The organism is Bradyrhizobium sp. MOS001 (assembly GCF_004634465.1).
In the GTDB taxonomy this organism is placed as follows: domain Bacteria; phylum Pseudomonadota; class Alphaproteobacteria; order Rhizobiales; family Xanthobacteraceae; genus Bradyrhizobium; species Bradyrhizobium barranii.
On sequence record NZ_SPVJ01000010.1, the window covers coordinates 110436 to 129357 of the forward strand.

Here is an 18922-nt window from a genome sequence, read left to right on the forward strand (position 1 = left end):
AACTAACCTGCGGCGCTGGATTGCGGGCCAAGATTGGCGCGCTTGTCGACGCGGGCGACGCGCGACAGGAGGTAATCGACCTCCGCCTTGGCCGCCGGCGTGATGGTCGCGCCCGGCTTGCGCTGGGCGCTGGAAGCGATGATGCCGCGCTTCTGCAGCACGTGCTTGCGCACTGCCAGACCTGCGCCCGGCTGCTGCTCGTAGCGGATCAGCGGCAGATGCGCGTCGAACAGATCATGCGCAGCGTCGCGCTTGCCCTCCTTCGAGAGGCGCACGACGTCGATCAGGAGCTCCGGGAAAGCGTAGCCGGTCATGGCGCCGTCGGCGCCGCGCTCCATCTCGAAGTCCAAAAAGAGCCCGCCGTTGCCGCAGAGGATCGAGAGCGGACGGAGCGAGCCGTCCTTCTGGAAGTTGCGCAGCGTCGAGATCTTTTCCAGACCCGGCCAGTCCTCGTGCTTGAGCATCACGCAATTCGGATTGTCGGTGACGATCTTGCGGATCACCGCTGGGGTAAAGATCACCGAGAGCGTCAGCGGATAGTCCTGCAGCACCCAGGGCACATCGGGCCCGATCGCCTCCGCCGCCTGCTTGTAGTAGCCGACGATCTGGTCGTCGGTCCGGAGCGACGGCGGCGGCGCGATCATCACGCCCGCTGCGCCGGCATTCATCGAGGCCTTCGCCAGCGAGCGCATGGTGGCAAAGCCCGGCGCGGAGACGCCGACGATCACCTGCATCTTCTTGGCGCGCTTGACGAAGCGCACCGCCACCTGCTCCGCCTCCGCGGCATCGAGCTTCGGCGCCTCACCGAGGATGCCCAGCACCGTGACGCCGTCGCAGCCGACCTCCTCGTAGAAATCGGTCAGGCGGTCGATCGAGCGCTCGTCGATCCGGCCGTCATCGTGGAACGGTGTCGGCGCGATTGCGAAGGTGCCCTTGGCGTCGGCGGTCAGTTTCATTGGGTCTCTCAATCCTATCGGCTATCGTCTTTCCGGGATCGCGACGTCGTCGCGTCCCGGAATGACAGTTTTGGCTAAAACCGTCGCGCGCCCATCTTAATCTGCTCCTCAGAGAAGAAGATCTCCTTGGCGTGATCGGCGATGTCCTGGGCCTTCCAGCCCGTGTGCGGCGGCTTCCAGCCGTCCATTTCCATCATCCGCATTTCGCGCACGCCGCGGGGCCCGGACACGCCCAGCACCTTGCCGGTCTGGTCGCCAGACAAGTCGCTGACCATGTATAGCACGGCCGGCGCGATGCCGTCCGGCCCGAGCGCCGCACCGGGGTTCTCCTTATAGCGGGGCAGGTCTGCGGTCATGCGGGTCAGCGCGCCCGGGGCAAGCGTCCAGATCCGGATGTTGTACTTCCGGCCCTCGATCGCCAGCACGTTGGACAGGCCCCAGATGCCGCCCTTGGCCGCGCCGTAGTTGGTCTGACCGAAATTGCCGATCAGCCCTGATGTCGAGGAGGTGTTGACAATGACGCCGCCGCCGTTTACCCGCATCCAGCGAAACACCGGCATGGTGCAGCAAAAGGTGCCCTTCAGATGCACCTTGATCACCTTGTCCCAGTCGGATTCGGACGCCTTGGCGAAGGTCTGATCGCGCAAGATGCCGGCATTGTTGACGAGGATATCGGCGCGGCCGAAATGCTTGATGGCGTCGTCGAACACCGACTGGCCGCCCTCCATGGTGGAGATGTCGGCGCCGTTGGCGACCGCCTTGCCGCCCTCGGCCTTGATCGCGTCCACCACGAGCTGCGCCATCGACTTGTCGGCGCCGGAGCCGTCACGGGGGCCGCCGAGATCGTTGACGACGACGGACGCCCCTTCCCGCGCGAACAGCTTTGCGTAGGCCTCACCAAGCCCCCCGCCCGCGCCGGTGATCAGCGCAACCTTGCCGTCGAGTAGTCCCATGGTGGCCTCTCCCTGTTTTTGTTTTTCGTGTCCCGGACGCGATGCAGCCTGAAACGCTGCGTCGCAGAGCCGGGACCCATTCTTCGTTCGACATTCTCTGGGCCCCGGCTCTGCAGCGCACCGCTAAGGAGCGCTGCGCTGCGTCCGGGGCACGTGACCGCCCTAACCCAGCACCGTCTTGCCGTTCTTGATCACGGTGACGCCGCGCGACTTCACCTTGGCTTCGAACGAGATCGTGTTGCCGTCCTTCCAGAGGTCCATGGTCACGGTCTCGCCGGGATAAACCGGCGAGGAGAACCGCGCGACATGCTGACGGAAGGCCGACGCGTCGTAGTCGGCATAGGTCTGGAGCACGCCGCGGCAGGTGATGCCGTAGGTGCACATGCCGTGCAGGATCGGGCGCGGGAAGCCGGCCTTCTTGGCGAACTCGGGATCGCTGTGCAGCGGGTTGCGATCGCCGCAGAGGCGATAGACCAGGGCCTGGTCGGGGCGCGTGACGATGTCGATGGTCTTGTCGGGCGAACGCGAGGGGATCTTGTGCGGATCGGGCTGGGTCAGGTTCGGCCCGCCAAAGCCGCCGTCACCGCGGGCGAAGCGCGAGGCAACCAGTGTTGCAAGCTTCTCGCCCTTCTCGTTTTTCAGCACGGTCTGGTGGCTGATGACGACGCCCTTGTCCTTGCCCTTGTCGTAGACCTCGACCACGGAGGAGTCGGCGGTGATGTGGGCTGCCACCGGCAGCGGCTGGTGGAAGGTGATGTCGCGCTCGCCGTCGACCACCATGACGCGGTTGAGGTTCATCTCGCCCGGCCCCGAACCCCAGGCTGCGACGGACGCAAACGTCGGCACCACCTTCAGCGGCCGCGGCGTGAACGTGCCCTCGTTGACGAAAGTGAGCTCCTTCTCGTCCATAGGATCGGCGCCGAGGCCTATGCCGTAGGCGTAGAGCATGACTTCGCGATCGCCATAGGCGTATTTCTGGCCGATGTTTTTCAGGCCTTTGAGTTCTTCATATCTGGCGGACATTCTTCTGGTTTCCTCCCGGCTCTCTCCGCGAGAAGCGGTGCCCGTTGATGTGCCCTCTCCCCTTGTGGGAGAGGGCCACGAGGTGCTCGCAACAAACTCACTGGGGTGAGGGGTTGCCTCCGCACGGAAAATTTTCTCCGCGGAGCGATACCCCTCATCCGGCGCTTCGCGCCACCTTCTCCCACAAGGGGAGAAGGAAGAACTCATAGGATGGGTAGCCGGCGTCGGTGGGTTTCGCTTCGCTCTACCCACCCTACGCAGCTTCGCCCTAGACCGGCGTGAAGAACGGCAACGGCGCGCCATCGGTCGGCTTGAACACCACCTTCACCTTTTGGCCGATCTTGAGCTTCTCGAGATCGCAGTCGACGATGTTGGTCTGAAGCGACGGCCCTTCCTTCAGCGTGACATAGGCGATGGCATAGGGGCCGGTCGGCGATTTGCGCATCAGGCTCCAGGTGTAGATCGTGGCCTCACCCGAACTCTCCTCCCACACCGTCTTGTCCGAATAGCAGAATGGACAGATCGAGCGCGGGAAGTAATGCGCTTCGCCGCAGGCGGTGCAGCGCTTGATCATGAACTTGCCCTGCTTGGCCGCGTCCCAGAACGCAGCGGTCTCGGGGTTCGTGACCGGTGCCGGATACTTTTTCGCTTCGCTCATCACACGCGCTCCAGAATGGCCGTCGAAGCGGCGTGGCGAACGCCCAGAAGGCCGCCGGTGCCGTGGGCGATGGCGAGATCGCAATTCTTGACCTGCACCTTCGGATGCGCCTCGCCGCGCAGCTGCCTGACGGCCTCGATGATCTTGGTCATGCCGCCGCGATTGACGGGATGGTTGCTGCAGAGCCCACCGCCGTCGGTGTTGAACGGCAGCTTGCCGACGCCCGAGATCAGATTGCCGTCGGCGACGAACTTGCCGCCCTCGCCCTTCTTGCAGAAGCCGAGGTCCTCGAGCTGCATCAGCACCGTGATGGTGAAGCTGTCATAGATCGAGGCGTATTTGATGTCCTTCGGCGTGATGCCGGCTTCCTCGAACGCACGCGGGCCGGACCAAATTCCGGCGGAGTAAGTCAGGTCGAGATCCTTGCCGCCGCGCGGGCCCTTCATGGCTTCGCCGTGACCGATCAGCTTGACCAGCGGCTTCTTCAGGCTCTTGGCGATTTCGGGCGTCGTCACGATCAGCGCGCCGCCGCCGTCGGTGACGACGCAGCAATCCATGCGGTGCAGCGGATCGGAGATCATCGGCGAGTTCAGCACGTCCTCGACGGTGACGACGTCCTTGAGCATCGCATGCGGATTGTATTGCGCGTGATGCGAGGCCGCGACCTTGATCCAGGCGAGCTGCTCGCTCGTGGTGCCATAGTCGTGCATGTGGCGCATGGCACACATGCCATAGGCATTGTGCGTGGTCGCACCGTAAGCGGACTCGAAATCGGCCTCCGCGCCGGCCGCGCGCGGCGGCATCACGCCAGTGCGCGGCTTGCCGGCGAGCGTGATCAGCGCGATCGAGCACTTGCCGGCCGCGATGGCTTCAGCGGCGTGGCCAAGATGGATGATGTAGGAACAGCCGCCGGTCTCGGTTGAATCGACGTGGCGGAGTTTTTTGGTGTTCAGGCCGAGATAATCGACCATCGGCCAGGCGCCGCCGGGGGCGTCGCCCGCGCAGAAATAGCCGTCGACGTCGTCCTTGCTGAGCCCGGCATCCTCGATCGCGCCCTTGGCGACCTCGGCATGGAGCTGGGCGGTGGATTTGTCCGGCGCATGCCGGGTCGGGTGTTCGTAGATCCCGGCAATGTAGGCCTTGCCCTTGATGGTCAAAACGTCAGGTCTCCGCGCTCGCGTTTCTTCTTGCTCCGTTTTTCTGAACCGCGGGGGCCAGCTTGGCAAGCGCGGAAATATTCCGTCGGGCGAGAGGGCAGCGCGTTGGCGCAACTCCCGGCTACCGCAATCTCGAAGTGCGGCGGGAAGGCCACTCTGCCACCGCGTCGTCATTGCGAGCGCAGCGAAGCAATCCAGAGTCTATCCGCGGAGGCATTTCTGGATTGCTTCGCTGCGCTCGCAATGACGGCCAGAGTCCTAAAGGTGTTTTGCCCGACGGCACAAGCGATTTTCTTTTTTGCGAAAACAACCCCATGCACAGTAGGACGGTGGTTGATTTCAAAGACGAAATCGTAGGGTGGGCAAAGCGAAGCGTGCCCACCTCTTGCGGTGCAACTTGGTGAGATGGTGGGCACGGCGCTTCGCGCCTTTGCCCACCCTACGAGACCGCCCTACTCCGCCGCGATCTGCCTCGGCGCCGGCGGCGGGCTCGCGAGGTCGGCCGCGAGCTGGGCGTAGCGGGCTTTCGCGTCCGCGACGGCCTTCTCCTTGACCGGGCCGTAGCCGCGGATGCGGTCGGGCAGCGATAGCAGTTCGACCGCGGTATCGACCGTAACCGGCGACAGCAGGCCGAGCACGGTGGCGACGTCCTTCTCGTAGCCCACGATCAGATCGCGCTCGAGCTTGCGGTCGGCGCTGTGGCCGAAGATGTCGAGCGGCGTGCCGCGCAGGAACTTGAATTTCGCCAGCACGCGGAAGACCTTCAGCATCCACGGGCCGAAGGCGCGCTTCTTCGGGCGGCCGAGCGCGTCGACACCACTGCTGAGGATCGGCGGGGCAAGGTTGAAGTTGAACTTGAAGTCGCCCTCGAACTGGTCGCGGAGCTGCTGCTCGAAGGCGCCGTCGGTGTAGAGGCGCGCAACCTCGTATTCGTCCTTGTAGGCCAGGAGCTTGGCGTAGTTCACCGCGACCGCGCGCGGCAGCGCATCGTCATAACCGCCCTGCTTGGCGGCATCGCGAACCTGATCGACCAGCTTGTGATAGCGTTTTGCCAGGCGGCCGCTCTGGTACGCGGTCAGGTGCTTGGCGCGGTGCGCGACGACCTCATCCAGCGTCATTGCGTCGAGCGTCTTCGGCGCAACCACCTCGTCCGTCCCCTTCAGCATGTCGGCGAGGCGCTGGGGATCGGCGACCGCGAGGCGGCCGAGGCGGAAGGCCTCCTTGTTCATCTTGATCGCGACGCCGTTGACCTCGATCGCCTGCTCGATCGATTCTGCCGACAGCGGGAACAGGCCTTTCTGATAGGCATATCCCATCATCATCATGTTGGTGGCGATGCTGTCGCCAAGCAGCTGCTCGGCCGGCTTGGTGAAATCGAAGAACACCGAGTCCTTGTGCAGCGCCGTCTCCAGCAAGCCATTCAGCTTGCGGGTCTGGAAGTTGAAATCGCGGTTGAGGACGAAGTCGGCGGTCGGAATGACGTGGCTGTTGATGATGCCGCGGGTGCGGCTGGTGTCGCAGAGCGAGATCGTGTCCTTGGCGACCGCGACCACCTCGTCGGCGGCGAGCACGAGATCCGCCGTACCAGTGACGATACGCGAGCAGGTCACCTCGGCCGGATGATCGGACAGGCGGACGTGGCTGAGCACCGCCCCGCCCTTCTGCGCCAGGCCCGACATGTCGAGGATCATCGAGGCCTTGCCCTCGATATGAGCGGCCATGCCGAGCAGCGCACCGATCGTGAGGACACCGGTGCCGCCGACACCGCCGACGGCGATGTTATAGGGCTTGTCCACCGTCGGCCGAGACGCGGGCTCCGGCAGCTCGCCGATGTCACCGAGATCGGCCGGCGCACGATGGCGCGGCTTGCCGCCGTCGACGGTGACGAAGGACGGGCAGAAGCCCTTCACGCAGGAATAGTCCTTGTTGCAGGACGACTGGTTGATGGCGCGCTTGCGGCCGAACTCGGTCTCCAGGGGCTCGACCGAGATGCAGTTCGACTGCACCGAGCAATCGCCGCAGCCTTCGCAGACCGCCGGGTTGATCATGACGCGGCGCGCCGGATCCTCCATCAGGCCGCGCTTGCGGCGGCGCCGCTTTTCGGCCGCGCAGGTCTGCACGAAGACGATCGCCGAGGTGCCCTTGTACTCGCGGCACATCTTCATGACGTTGTCGAGTTCGTCGCGGTGATACAGCTTCACGCCGGGCGCGATGGTGTCGGCCGGATAGGTGTCGGGCGCCTCCGAGACCAGATAGATCTCGCGGATGCCCTCGGCGTGGAGCTGGAACGTGATCTGCTGCGGCGAGAGATCGCCGTCATGGCGCTGGCCGCCCGTCATGGCCACCGCGTCGTTATAAAGGATCTTGTAGGTGATGTTGGTCTTGGAGGCGACCGCCTGCCGGATGGCGAGAAGGCCGGAGTGGAAGTAGGTGCCGTCGCCGAGATTGGCGAAGATGTGGTTCTCGTTGGTGAAGGGCGCGATGCCGACCCACGGCACGCCCTCGCCGCCCATATGAGTGAACGTCTCGGTCGAGCGATCCATCCACAGCGCCATGAAGTGGCAGCCGATGCCGGCGAGCGCGCGGCTGCCTTCGGGGACCTTGGTGGACGTGTTGTGGGGACAGCCGGAGCAGAAATACGGTACGCGAGAGACAGGCGCCGTCGCCTGCATTTGCGTGGCCTGGCGGCCGTTGAACCAGTCGGCCTTGGCGCGGAGCATCTCCGCGATCTCGGGGTTGAGATTGAGGCGGAGAAGCCGCTCGGTGAGCGAGGTCGCAAGCGAGGCGACGCTGAGTTCGGCGGCGAAGGTCAGGAAGCGTTTGTCGTGCTCGTCCATCTTGCCGACGATGCGCGGGCGGACGTCGTCGCGCCAGTTGAACAGCTCCTGCTTGACCTGGTTCTCGACGATCTCGCGCCGTTCCTCGATGATGAAGATCTCTTCGAGGCCGACCGCAAACTGGCGTACGCCTTCCGGCTCCAGCGGCCAGGGCATGCCGATCTTGTAGAGGCGAAGCCCGATCTTGGCGGCGACCTCCTCGGTGATCCCGAGCTCGCGCAGCGCCTGGCGGACGTCCTCATAGCTCTTGCCTGACGCCATGATGCCGAAGCGGGCGTTCGGTGAATCCATGGTGACGCGGTTGACCTTGTTGGCGCGCGCAAAGGCGATCGCGGCAAAGCCCTTGTAGTCCTGGAGGCGGCGGTCCTGCTCGAAGCGGTCGTCGGGCCAGCGCAGATTGAGGCCACCGGGCGGCAGCTCGAAATCGGGCGGGATGATGAACGGCTTCATCTCGTCGGTGAGGTCGATCTCGGCGGTGGTCTCCACCGTCTCCGTGATCACCTTCATGCCGACCCAGCAGCCCGAATAGCGCGACATCGCGATGCCGAGCAGGCCCATCTCGATCATTTCGTGGATGCTGGAGGGATAGAGATACGGCATCAAAGCCGACATGAAGGCGTGGTCGGACTGATGCGGAACGGTGGAGGATTTTGCACCGTGGTCGTCGCCGGCCAGACACAGCACACCGCCGTTCTTGGCCGAGCCGGCGGCATTGCCGTGGCGGAACACGTCGCCGCAGCGATCGACGCCGGGGCCCTTGCCGTACCAGATGCCGACGACGCCATCATATTTAGCGCCGGGCGAGAGGTTGAGCTGCTGCGAGCCCCACACGGCGGTCGCCGCCAAATCCTCGTTCACGCCGGGCTGGAACTTGATGTTGTACTGCTCGAGATGCTTTCGCGCCGCAAAGAGCTGCTGGTCATAGCCGCCGAGCGGCGAGCCGCGATAGCCGGAGATGAAGCCCGCGGTGTTGAGGCCGTTGGCGGCGTCGCGCCGGATCTGGGCCATCGGCAACCGGACCAGGGCCTGGATGCCCGTGGTGAAGACGTGTCCGGTTTCCTGGGTGTATTTCTGGTCGAGACTGATCGGACCCTGGTTGATACCCATTCTTGTCCTCTTCCGCCCGTTTGAGCGTTTGGCCACTTAAGCCGTTGCCTGCCCGTTGTTTTTAGCTAGGGCGCGCCGACCAACTCCGCCACTCTATGTCGGATATTTAACGCTCCGCATCACAAATCTGGACCAAAGGAAGCGCCGGGTAATAATCGCAATTTCGTGGCTGCAAAGGCATCAAGCATTTTCAATTTGTGTCACCATACCCCCACTGACGCGAAACGACGTGAGGCTCCTATCCGGGCGATTGGTCGCAGGGGAAGCTTTCGATGCGAATGATTCTGGCTGTTGTCGCATTGTGCGGTGCAGTTGCGAGCGCGGCCCGCGCCGCCGAGCCATCGCCGGAGCTGATCGCCTACGGCAAGGCCCTGGTCGAGGCCGGCGACTGCGCGGGCTGCCACACCACCGATCCGGCAAAGCCATTCGCGGGCGGAAAGCGCATCGATACGCCCTTCGGCGCGATCTACGCGCCGAACCTGACGCCGGATCGTGACACCGGGATCGGCGCCTGGACCGACGCCGATTTCACCCGCGCGGTGCGCACCGGCATCGCGCCCGACGGCTCGAACTATTACCCGGCCTTCCCCTATCCCTATTTCACGAAGGTGACGAAGGACGACACGCTGGCGATCCGGGCCTATCTCGGAACGCTGGCGCCCGTGGCGAGCCGCAACAAGCCGCCAGAGCTGCGCTGGCCGTTCGGTTATCGCGGCCTGATGCGGGTCTGGAACGCCATGTATTTCAAGCCCGGCCTGTTCGAGCCGGACCAGAGCCAGAGCGCGGCGTGGAACAGAGGCGGCTATCTCGTCACCGGGCTCGGCCATTGCGGCGCCTGCCACACGCCGAAGAACTATTTCGGCGCGGACAAAACTGCGCAGGCGCTGTCGGGCAACGAGGTCGGCGGCTGGTACGCACCAAGGCTCGATGGCGCCGCGCGCACCGGGCTGAAGTCATGGAGCGTCGAAGACATCACCGAATATCTGCAAAGCGCGCGAAACGTCAAAAGCCATGCCGGCGGGCTGATGGCCGAGGTGGTCGTCGGCTCGACCTCGAAGATGAGCGATGCCGATGTGCGCGCCATCGCGGAATATCTGAAGAGTCTGCCGCCGTCGCGGCGCGAGACGATCGTGACGCCGCCCGACGAGGCCGAGATGAAGGCCGGCCAGGCCGTCTACGCAAAACTCTGCATCGCCTGCCATGAAGCCGACGGCTCCGGCGCGCCGCGCATCTATCCGCCGCTGCCCGGCAACGCGCTTCTGCAATCGGTCAATCCGTCCTCCAGCTTGCGCATCATCCTCGACGGCGCCCACACCGTGACGACGCCACGCGCGCCCAACGCCGGCGAGATGCCGGGCTATGCCAAGCAATTGTCCGACGAAGAGATCGCCGCAGTGACGAACTACATCCGCAATTCCTGGGGCAACGCCGCGCCGCTGGTGACCACGGCGCAGGTGGCGAAGGCGCGGAAGGGAAAGCCGTAGTTCTTGCTGCCTCCTCTCCGTCATTGCGAGCGCAGCGAAGCAATCCAGAGTCCCTCCGCGGAAAGATGCTGGATTGCTTCGCTGCGCTCGCAATGACGACGTAGATGGAACAGTGAACGAAAGAGCGCCTACCGCTCCTCACCTTCCGTGAACACGAATTTCGGCATCTCCCATTTGTAGCGCACCGCGAGCAGGCGGAAGCTGACGCCGAGGACAAACGTCAAGATCGTCCAGAGCTCCGCATTGAGATTGAGGCCGAAGGCGGTGGCGTAGAACAGGCCGGTCGCCACCGAAACGGTCGCGTAGAGCTCGGAGCGGAACAGCAGCGGCACGTCGTTGCAGAGCACATCGCGCAGCACCCCGCCCGCGCAGCCGGTCACCATGCCGGAGACGATGACGATCGGCGGCGCGGCATTCGTCTGCCAGGCGATGTCGCAGCCGGCCATCGTGAAGACGACGAGACCGATGGCATCGAGCACGATGAAGGCCACCTTCAGCCGGTGCACGAGCCGCGCGATCAGGATGGTGAGGAAGGCCGCGCCGCCGGCCAGCGCGAGATAGATGGGATGAGCGACCCAGGCCAGCGGATAGTGCCCGAGGAAGAGATCGCGCAAGGTGCCGCCGCCGAGCGCGGTGATGCAGCCGAGGAAGCAGACGCCGAGCCAGTCCATGCTCCGGCGGCCGGCCGCGAGCGCGGCGGTCATGCCTTGCGCTGCGACCGCGACCAGCGACAACAGATGCAGCACGCTATCGCTCGGCGGCAAGCTCCACATCGCCTTGTTCCCTTCCCCATCGATGGAACCGACGCGCACGGTTCCAAAATGAACAGGTTCCCGATTCCTCGCGCAAGGGCAACATGCGACGAAAGCACTAAGGAGGGCGGAACAGAATCTCGCATCTAGGGGTTGTCCAGCCGCAATAATCGAGGAGACAAAATCGATGGCTGACGACCGTTTTCCCAACGATCCGTATCGCCCGAATCTCGCCGATGATGAGTATGTCCGTGCGGCGCGACGGGATGCCGAGCTTCAGGTCGATCCCGAGCTTGGCGAAGGCCCCGCCTCCAGCGGCAAGGTAGCCTTGTTCGCAGTGGCGATCGCCTTGGTACTGGGTGCCGTGTTCTACGGACTGAACAACACGAGCACCGGCAACCAGGCCAGCAACACGCCGGCAACGCAGACCGCCCAGCAGGCTCCGCCTGCGAATCCGGCCGCGCCTCCCGGCATGCGCGATGTGACGCCGCGCAACAACACGGGACCGGGCGTGACCACGGGTGCTGCCCCGAGCAAGCCGGCGGCGCCAGTTCCGGCCGCCCCGTCCGAGGGCGCGAAGTAACGACAACAGCTGTCGTCGCCCGGCTTGACCGGGCGACCCAGTATTCGACCGGCGGCGGAGATTGAATCAAGAGGCCGCGGCGTACTGGATGCCCCGCTTGCGGGGGGCATGACACCGAGAGGATGAGAGAGCGGCGGGACCTTACATCCCGCCGCTTTTCGTTTAGCTGAACATCTTGTTGAGTTCGCCGCCGGAATAGCCGGTGCCGAGCTCCGTAAAGGTCCCCTTCTCCGCCATCTCCTTCGCGGCGCGCATGAAGCCGCCCCAGGCGGCGCGGGCGAGCGAGCCGCCGACGCTGATGCGGCGCACGCCGAGGTCGGCGGCCTCCTGCAAGGACAGGCCGGACGCGCCGATCAGCAGGTTGAACGGCTTTGGTGCGACAGCCTTCACCACGGCGGCGATGTCCTCGCGCGTCTTCAGGCCCGGCGCGTAGAGGCAGTCGGCTCCCGCGTCGGCGTAAGCGGTAAGCCGGTCGAGGACGAGCTTGAGGTCGGTCACGCCCCACAAATACGCCTCGCAGCGACCGACCAGCAGCGCTCCGCTGTCGCCGATCGCCTTGCGCGAGGCCTTGATGCGCTCGACCGCCAGCGCGCGCTCGTAGAGCGGCTTGTCCTTGTCGCCGGTGGAGTCCTCGATCGAGAGGCCGGCGACGCCGGTGCGCACACCGCGCTCGACATTGTCCGCCACCTTGTCCGGCTCGACGGCAAAGCCGCCCTCGAAATCCGCATTCACGGGGATGTCGACGGCCGAGCACAATGCTGCCAGATGCTGACAGACGTCATCGACCGTAACGTGGTTGTCGGCCTTGCCGATGGTCCAGGCAAAGCCCGCGCTCGATGAGGCCAGTGCCTTGAACCCGAGATGCTGCAACGCCTTGGCGCTGCCGACGTCGACCGGATTGGGCAGGATGAAGCAGCCGCTCTCGTGCATCGTCTTGAACGTCGCGCGCTTGTCAGCGGTTGTCACATGCATGTTTCTCTCCCTTGTTGGCCGCGCAGAGATAAGCCTGCGCAAATGCAAACGCTAGTGCGCGTCGTGCACGGCGCGGCTGTCCTTCGGCGCCTGCTCGCGATCATTCATGCCGTAGTCGCGGATGACGCTGGCGATGCGCAGGTGATAATCGGCAAAGATCTTCGCCCTGCCCTTCGCCTGCGTGCGCCGGTGTTCCATCGTGTTGCGCCAGGCCTGGACTGCTGCCTCGTCGCGCCAGAACGACACCGACAGGATCTTGCCCTTCTCGGTCAGGCTTTCAAAGCGCTCGACCGAGATGAAGCCATCGATGGTTTGCAGGATCGGCTTCAGGTCGGCCGCGAGGTCGAAGTAGTCCTGGCGATGTTCCGGCTTGGGCCAGACTTCGAAAATCACGGCAATCATGGGCGTCTCCTTTGCGTTGGCGGTCTACAATACCACCTTGCGCAGGAAGGTGCGCTCTTCCGCGAGGATGAATTTGTTCTCCTCGGCGAAATGGAAATTGGCCATGCCGTCTGCGTCCTGCCGCAGCCGGGCGCGATAGGCCTCATAGGCGGCCAGACTCTCGAAGGTGATCAGCGCAAACGCGATGTTGTTGGTGCCCTCATGCGGCACGAAATAGCCGATCAGGTCGCCGCCGCATTTCGGGATGATGGTGAGCCAGCGCTTCGAATATTCCTCGAACTGCGCGCGCTTGAAGGGATCGAGCTGGTAGCGGATGAAGACGGTGACGGACATGGTTGGCTCCCTGATTTTTCATTGCGGCAAGCGCGAGCAACACCGTCGCCGCTGAAGCAACTGGATTGCTTCGCTTCGCTCGCAATGACGTGTTCGCAGAAACAGACTACGTCCTTGCCCCACCGCAATGCTTCGGCTACCATCGAAGCATGAAATCAGGTCCTGACATCGCCATGATTGCCTCGCTGGTCGGCGACCCCGCCCGCGCCAACATGCTCACCGCGCTGATGAACGGCCGCGCGCTGACGGCGAGCGAGCTCGCGCAGGAGGCCGGCATCACGCCACAGACCGCAAGCTCGCATCTGGCCAAGCTCGAGGCCGGCGGGCTGATCGAGCCAGAGAAGCAGGGCCGCCACCGCTACTACCGCCTCACCGACGATGACGTCGCCGGCGTGCTCGAAGGCCTTGCGGGACTTGCCGCGCGCACCGGCCACATGCGCGTGCGCACCGGGCCGAAGGATCCGGCGCTGCGGCGCGCGCGGATCTGCTACGACCACCTCGCCGGCGATCTCGGCGTGCAGATGCTCGACAGTCTACGCACGCGAAACCTGGTCAGGCAGAAGAAGCAGGACATCGAGCTGACGCCTGAAGGCGAGCGCTTTCTCGCAAAGCATTTGCAGATCTCGCCCGACATGCTGACCCATCCGCGCCGTCCGGTGTGCAAGGCCTGCCTGGACTGGAGCGAGCGGCGCCATCATCTCGCGGGCACGCTGGGCGCCGCCATGATGCAGCGTTTCGCCGAGCTGAAATGGGCCGCGCGCGACGCCACGCCCGGCAGCCGCGTGGTGAACTTCACCCGTACCGGCGAGAAGCAGTTTGCGACGCTGTTCGCGACCGGGAAGGATTGATCACGCCAGGTGCGTGAGATCGCACGTTTGCGTGTGAACCACGGCTTCCGTCATGGCCGGGCTTGACCGGGCCATCCATCGCTTTAAGCGCAGTATCGTTCCGAGGCGATGCGAAGCATCGAACCTGGAACTTCAAGATTCCGGGTTCGCGTGTTCGACGTGCCCCCGGAATGACGGCTCCAATTACGAGATCTTCATGAACCGCCTCCTCCCGGTCGCGCTTGCCGCCGCCCTCCTCACCGCCCCGCTCTCTTTCGCTTACGCCGCCGACACTACCCCGCGCGAGCCCTATGGCATCGCGCTCGAAGGCTTTGCCTATCCGTATCCCGTGCATCTGCTGCCTGTCATCAATGACGGCGAGCAGCTCAGCATGGCCTATATGGACGTCGCGCCCGAGCGGCCGAACGGCCGCACCGTCGTGCTGCTGCACGGGCGCAATTTTCCGTCGAGCTACTGGGCGCCCGTCATCAAGATGCTCAGTGACGCCGGTTTTCGCGTGATCGTGCCGGACCAGATCGGCTTCGGCAAATCCTCCAAGCCGCAAGGCGAGCTGCACTTCGACAATCTGGCGCGCAACACCATCGCCCTGCTTGATCATCTCAAGATCGACAAAGCCGAGGTCGTCGCGCATTCGCTCGGCGGCATGCTGGGCGTGCGCATCGCCCGCGCCTATCCGGACCGCGTCGCCCATCTCGTGCTGACCGCGCCGATCGGGCTGGAAGACTACCGCCTCTACGTGCCCCCGACGCCGACCGAGAAGATCATCGAGAGCGAGGACAAGCTCACACCCGACGGCTATCGCAAGCAGCTCCAGACCAATTACGCGATCAAGCTGCCGCCCGACGCGATCACGCCGTTCGTCGATGCCCGCTACAACATCAAGGGCAGCCCGGACTATCCGCGCTGGCTGCGCGCCTACGTCAGCTCCGGCCAGATGATCTATCGCGAGCCGGTCGCGCACGAGGTCGCGTTGATCACAGAGCCGACGCTGTTCATCATGGGCGCCGACGATCACAACGCGCCGGGCCGTCCGAACGCGCCGGAGGCATTGCGCGCGAAAATGGGCCAGAACGCGGAGCTCGCGAAAGCGCTTGCGGCCAAGATGCCGAACGCGCGGGCCGAAGTGATCCCGGACACCGGACACCTCGTCTTCCTGGAGGCGCCGGAGAAGTACAAGGAATTGGTGCTGGGCTTTCTCGGCCGCTAGAGCGTTTTCGAGCGACGTCGATACCGGTTCGCGTCAAAGAAACGCATCAGAACAAAGAACCTGGAGCTCCGTTCCGATTCCATCGGGACGGCGCGCCATCGCTGTCGCCGGAAGCCGCATGCGGAGAATGTTCATGCCGCATTCAGGTCATGATTGGCAGGTTTGGATCGCGACGTGTCGGCACGTCCCCAAATTTAACGTGTCGAATCGTATCTTTTGATTCATTGTGCGCCGCAAGCGCCCCAAAAACCTGCCCAAGGACAAGAGGAAGATCACATGAAATACCTGTTTGCCGCCGTCATGCTCGCCAGCGCGGTCGCCGGTTTCAGCGAAGCGGCCAGCGCCGCCGGTGGCTGCGGCCCCGGCTGGTACCGCGGCGCCTATGGCGGCTGCCGCCCGATGCGCGGTGCGGTCGTTGTGCGGCCCGGCCCGGTGGTGGTTGCCCCGCCGGTCGTCGTCGTGCCCCGCGCCCGCGTCTGCCCGTACGGCTTCCGTTGGTGGGGTGGCCGCTGCCGCCCGATCTGATCTGACCTTTTCGTATTGCGAGATGGCCGTGCGGCGAAAGCCTGCGCGGCCATTTTCGTTTTGAACGCCTGACGTCGCATCCGCCAGCTCCGAATCAAAACGGGGACCGCAATCACGATCCCCGTTCAAGGCTTGGCTTGTGTCGAGCTTACCAGTGGTGGCGGTGCCAGCGCCGGCGATGCCAACCCCAGTGGCGGCGGCGCCAGCCCCAATGGCGGTGGTGGCCATGCCAATGCACCTGCTCGGGCTTGAGCTGCGCGGTCTCCTCACTGGTGGTGACGGCGGGACGAGCGTCGGGATTGCCTTGCGGCGCGCGCGCGGGATCACCGAGCGGCTGCGGCGCCAACGGCGCAGCTTGTGCGGTCGCGGTCAACGTCGCGGCTCCAGCCGCGACGCCGAATGCAAGTTTCAAAAAGTTCCGACGCTCCATGACATGTCCTCTAGGCTATCGAGCAAGTGATGCAGAGGGAGTGTCGTGGTCACGACATGAACGAAAGCTGAATCGCATCTTCAGATTCATGACATGGGTGTCAGGGACAAGCGAGCTACGGGACTCGGTGCGGGCTACGCTCCGGCGTCCTGCTTCGCAAACTCCTGCGCCAGCACCAGCGTCTCGCGCGTGCGCTTCACGTCGGGCCAGTCGCGATTGAAATCGGCGACGAGCTGCTTCAACGCATCGCCCCTCAGCATCGCAGCCAGCTTGGCCTCGTCATCGAACTGATACATGGCCTGATGCAGCGAGGGATCGTCCAGGCTCCAGAACCGCCAGGCCTTAGCTATGCCGAACGCCTTCACCGCGTCCGGCACATGCGCGGTCTCGTACCATGTGTCGAAGGCGGCGCGCTTGCTGGCGTCGGTGACGGTGGCGCGAACGACGAAGTAGGCAGCAGGCATGTGTTTCCTCCCGTTGTTTGGCCGCAGCATAGACGGTTATAGTGGCGGCAACAAAAAGCCCGCGCGACGGAACTTCATGATCGCGCCGATGGGGGAAGGAACGGCCATGCGCAGGATCATCACGGGCGTCGTTGCGATCACCTGCCTGTGGCCCACGGCCTCGCTCGCCGAAATCGTCCGCTTCGACATCCTCGCGCGCGAGCCCGCCTTTGCCGGGCGCAGCTTTGGCGATGTCGGCACCTATGAGCGCATCACCGCGCGCGCGACCTTCGCGCTCAACCCGTCCGACGATCGCAACGCCGTCATCACCGACCTCGCGCTCGCGCCGCGTAGCTCCGACGGCAAGGTGGCAGCCACCGCCGACGTCGTGATCCTGCGGCCCACCGATCCCACTCACGGCAACGGCACGCTGCTGCTCGAGGTGCCCAATCGCGGCCGCAAGCTGGCGCCGCAATTGTTCGACGATTCCGCCCAGCCCGGCGCCAACAATGCCGACAAGGCCGAAGACGCCGGCATCGGCTTCCAGCATCGCCAGGGCTTTACGATGGTCTGGGTCGGCTGGCAGGGCGACATCCCCTCCAAGCCCGGCCAGATGGCGATGACGGCGCCGGTGCTGAAGACCGTCACCGGGCCTGCGCGCGAAGAGGTGGTCTTCGACAACACGACCAATCCCGCGCGTGCGACGCTGACCTGGCCGGCGACCGACGCCGCCGACCTCAAGGTCTCCGTGCGCGCCGCCTGGGCCGATGCGCGGCAGGCGCCTTCCGGCCTCCTCGCAAAGCTCGTCGATCCCGTGACAGTAGAGATCACCCGGCCCGACGGTTTTGATGCCGGCGCGCTCTACGAGATCACCTACACCGCGCGCGATCCTGTGCCGCTCGGCATGGGCTATGCCGCCGTGCGCGACGTCGTCAGCTTTCTCCGCCACGATGAGACGCAAGCGAACCCGCTGCTGAACGGCCTGCATCCCTCCGTCAGCCGCGCGATCGGCTTCGGCGTGTCGCAATCCGGCCGCTTTCTCCGCGACTTCCTCTATCTCGGCTTCAACGAGGACCTCCAGGGCCGCACGGTGTTCGACGGATTGATGCCGCATGTCGCGGGCACGCGGCGGATGGCGACGAACGTCCGCTTCGGCCAGCCCGGCCGCAACCCGCGCCATCCGCAGGATCCGGCGTGGCAGGCTGATCTCTTCCCCTTCACCTATGCGAGCCTCAGCGATCCCTATTCCGGCAAGACCGACGGCCTGCTTCGCCGCTGCGCGCTCTCGGCGACGTGCCCGAAGGTGATGCAGACCGACAGCGAGCACGAATGGTGGGCCTCGCACGCCTCGCTGCTGGTCACCGACCTCGCCGGCAACCACCTTGATCTGCCCGACAACGTCCGCGCCTATATGATCACAGGCACGCCGCATTTCGCCGAAGCTTCCGACGTGATGCGGAAGGGCGTGCCGGCGATGTCGCTGCCGCAAAACCCGATGCATGCGGGCGGGCCAATGCGCGCGCTGCTCACCGACCTCAACGCCTGGATCAGCGACGGCATCAAGCCGCCCGCAAGCCGCGTCCCCATGCGCGCTCACGGCACACTTGTATCGGCACAGGGCGCGGTGCCGATGGATATCCCCGGCCTACCCTACGCCGGCATCCACACGCTGGCCGCCTTCTCCGACCAGAGCGTGCTGCCGCCCAAGGAGATCGGCCGCTATCCCGTGTTCGTGCCGAAGGCGGACAATGACGGCATGGCCATCGCGGGTATCCGCCAGCTTGCGCTCGCAGTGCCGCGCGCGACCTACACCGCATGGAATCCGCGCGCGCAGGGATTTGGCCCGACGGCGCTCTATCCGCTGCAAGGCGCGGTGGTGCCATTCGCACCGACCGAGGCCGCGCGGAAGGAAGTGCACGATCCCCGGCTGTCGATCGGGGAGCGCTATGCGGACGATGGCGCGTATGTGGCCGCGGTACGGCGCGAGGCGGCGCGGCAGGTGGCGGAGCGGACCCTGCTGCCGGAGGATGCAGAGCGCGCGGTCGAGGCCGCGAAGCAAGGCAAGTTGGCGAAGCTTGGGCAGTGAGCGAAGCCCAGTGGCCCCGTAGGGTGGGCAAGGCGGAGCGTGCCCACCACTTCTGTCGTCGGCCAAAAGATGGTGGGCACGGCGCAAGTGCGCCTTTGCCCACCCTACGGTCGCTGCCCGCGGAGAAAAACCGTCCGCGCCTGTCGGAACGCCCGTCCTCCATCCG

At 64.9% G+C, this 18922-nt stretch carries 18 protein-coding genes; 6 read left to right on the forward strand and 12 right to left on the reverse strand.

Annotated elements, in window-relative coordinates; all coding sequences use genetic code 11:
• Window positions 1–2: 2 nt before the first annotated feature.
• The 6 genes from CT676_RS16400 to CT676_RS16425 form a co-directional block, all read right to left on the reverse strand.
• Window positions 3–956, reverse strand: coding sequence for a dihydrodipicolinate synthase family protein (locus tag CT676_RS16400; RefSeq protein WP_135214946.1), 954 nt, complete (start codon window positions 954–956; stop codon window positions 3–5).
• 74 nt (window positions 957–1030) lie between these two features.
• Window positions 1031–1909: an SDR family oxidoreductase gene (locus CT676_RS16405; protein ID WP_135214947.1), complete on the reverse strand. Its 879-nt coding sequence runs from the start codon at window positions 1907–1909 to the stop codon at window positions 1031–1033.
• A 162-nt stretch (window positions 1910–2071) separates the two neighbouring features.
• The gene (locus CT676_RS16410; protein ID WP_135214948.1) at window positions 2072–2932 is read right to left on the reverse strand and encodes a MaoC family dehydratase; all 861 of its coding nucleotides are present in this window, start codon (window positions 2930–2932) and stop codon (window positions 2072–2074) included.
• A 268-nt stretch (window positions 2933–3200) separates the two neighbouring features.
• On the reverse strand, window positions 3201–3590 hold the full coding sequence (locus CT676_RS16415) for an OB-fold domain-containing protein (RefSeq protein WP_135214949.1): 390 nt from the start codon (window positions 3588–3590) through the stop codon (window positions 3201–3203).
• Window positions 3590–4747 carry a thiolase domain-containing protein gene (locus tag CT676_RS16420; protein WP_135214950.1) on the reverse strand — a complete coding sequence of 386 codons (1158 nt, stop codon included), beginning with the start codon at window positions 4745–4747 and terminating at the stop codon, window positions 3590–3592. The genes CT676_RS16415 and CT676_RS16420 overlap by 1 nt, the downstream gene beginning before the upstream one ends.
• Before the next feature lie 452 nt (window positions 4748–5199).
• On the reverse strand, window positions 5200–8691 hold the full coding sequence (locus CT676_RS16425) for an indolepyruvate ferredoxin oxidoreductase family protein (protein WP_135214951.1): 3492 nt from the start codon (window positions 8689–8691) through the stop codon (window positions 5200–5202).
• Between the two features lie 272 nt (window positions 8692–8963).
• Here CT676_RS16425 and CT676_RS16430 point away from each other — a divergent pair, with 272 nt between their 5' ends.
• Window positions 8964–10175, forward strand: a complete 1212-nt coding sequence (locus tag CT676_RS16430; protein ID WP_135214952.1) for a cytochrome c — start codon at window positions 8964–8966, stop codon at window positions 10173–10175.
• Between the two features lie 128 nt (window positions 10176–10303).
• On the opposite strand, the gene CT676_RS16435 is transcribed toward CT676_RS16430, so the two are convergent.
• Window positions 10304–10948 (reverse strand): trimeric intracellular cation channel family protein, encoded by a 645-nt coding sequence (locus CT676_RS16435; RefSeq protein ID WP_135214953.1) that lies wholly within the window; start codon window positions 10946–10948, stop codon window positions 10304–10306.
• Window positions 10949–11114: 166 nt separating this feature from the next.
• Between CT676_RS16435 and CT676_RS16440 the strand changes: the two genes are divergently transcribed.
• Window positions 11115–11510: a hypothetical protein gene (locus CT676_RS16440; protein WP_135214954.1), complete on the forward strand. Its 396-nt coding sequence runs from the start codon at window positions 11115–11117 to the stop codon at window positions 11508–11510.
• Window positions 11511–11672: 162 nt separating this feature from the next.
• Here CT676_RS16440 and CT676_RS16445 read toward each other — a convergent pair whose 3' ends face one another.
• The 3 genes from CT676_RS16445 to CT676_RS16455 are packed head-to-tail and all read right to left on the reverse strand — an operon-like array spanning window position 11673 to window position 13217.
• A complete protein-coding gene (locus tag CT676_RS16445) occupies window positions 11673–12482 on the reverse strand; it encodes an isocitrate lyase/phosphoenolpyruvate mutase family protein (protein WP_135214955.1) in 810 nt (269 codons plus the stop codon).
• A gap of 51 nt (window positions 12483–12533) precedes the next feature.
• Entirely contained in the window at window positions 12534–12884 is a 351-nt protein-coding gene (locus CT676_RS16450) for an antibiotic biosynthesis monooxygenase (RefSeq protein ID WP_028151163.1), read from the reverse strand.
• 24 nt (window positions 12885–12908) lie between these two features.
• The gene (locus CT676_RS16455) at window positions 12909–13217 is read right to left on the reverse strand and encodes an NIPSNAP family protein (protein ID WP_135214956.1); all 309 of its coding nucleotides are present in this window, start codon (window positions 13215–13217) and stop codon (window positions 12909–12911) included.
• Between the two features lie 149 nt (window positions 13218–13366).
• Here CT676_RS16455 and CT676_RS16460 point away from each other — a divergent pair, with 149 nt between their 5' ends.
• The 3 genes from CT676_RS16460 to CT676_RS16470 all read left to right on the forward strand — a co-directional run bounded on the left by CT676_RS16460 (window position 13367) and on the right by CT676_RS16470 (window position 15797).
• Entirely contained in the window at window positions 13367–14065 is a 699-nt protein-coding gene (locus tag CT676_RS16460) for a winged helix-turn-helix domain-containing protein (RefSeq protein ID WP_135214957.1), read from the forward strand.
• 196 nt (window positions 14066–14261) lie between these two features.
• On the forward strand, window positions 14262–15272 hold the full coding sequence (locus CT676_RS16465) for an alpha/beta hydrolase (protein ID WP_135214958.1): 1011 nt from the start codon (window positions 14262–14264) through the stop codon (window positions 15270–15272).
• 276 nt (window positions 15273–15548) lie between these two features.
• A complete protein-coding gene (locus CT676_RS16470) occupies window positions 15549–15797 on the forward strand; it encodes a hypothetical protein (RefSeq protein WP_135214959.1) in 249 nt (82 codons plus the stop codon).
• 148 nt (window positions 15798–15945) lie between these two features.
• Here the strand turns inward: CT676_RS16470 and CT676_RS16475 are convergent, their stop codons facing one another.
• Window positions 15946–16227 carry a hypothetical protein gene (locus tag CT676_RS16475; RefSeq protein WP_028154910.1) on the reverse strand — a complete coding sequence of 94 codons (282 nt, stop codon included), beginning with the start codon at window positions 16225–16227 and terminating at the stop codon, window positions 15946–15948.
• Window positions 16228–16361: 134 nt separating this feature from the next.
• On the reverse strand, window positions 16362–16691 hold the full coding sequence (locus tag CT676_RS16480; protein WP_135214960.1) for a hypothetical protein: 330 nt from the start codon (window positions 16689–16691) through the stop codon (window positions 16362–16364).
• Between the two features lie 106 nt (window positions 16692–16797).
• On the opposite strand from CT676_RS16480, the gene CT676_RS16485 reads away from it, so the two are divergent.
• A complete protein-coding gene (locus tag CT676_RS16485) occupies window positions 16798–18756 on the forward strand; it encodes an alpha/beta hydrolase domain-containing protein (RefSeq protein WP_135214961.1) in 1959 nt (652 codons plus the stop codon).
• Window positions 18757–18922 lie beyond the last annotated feature (166 nt).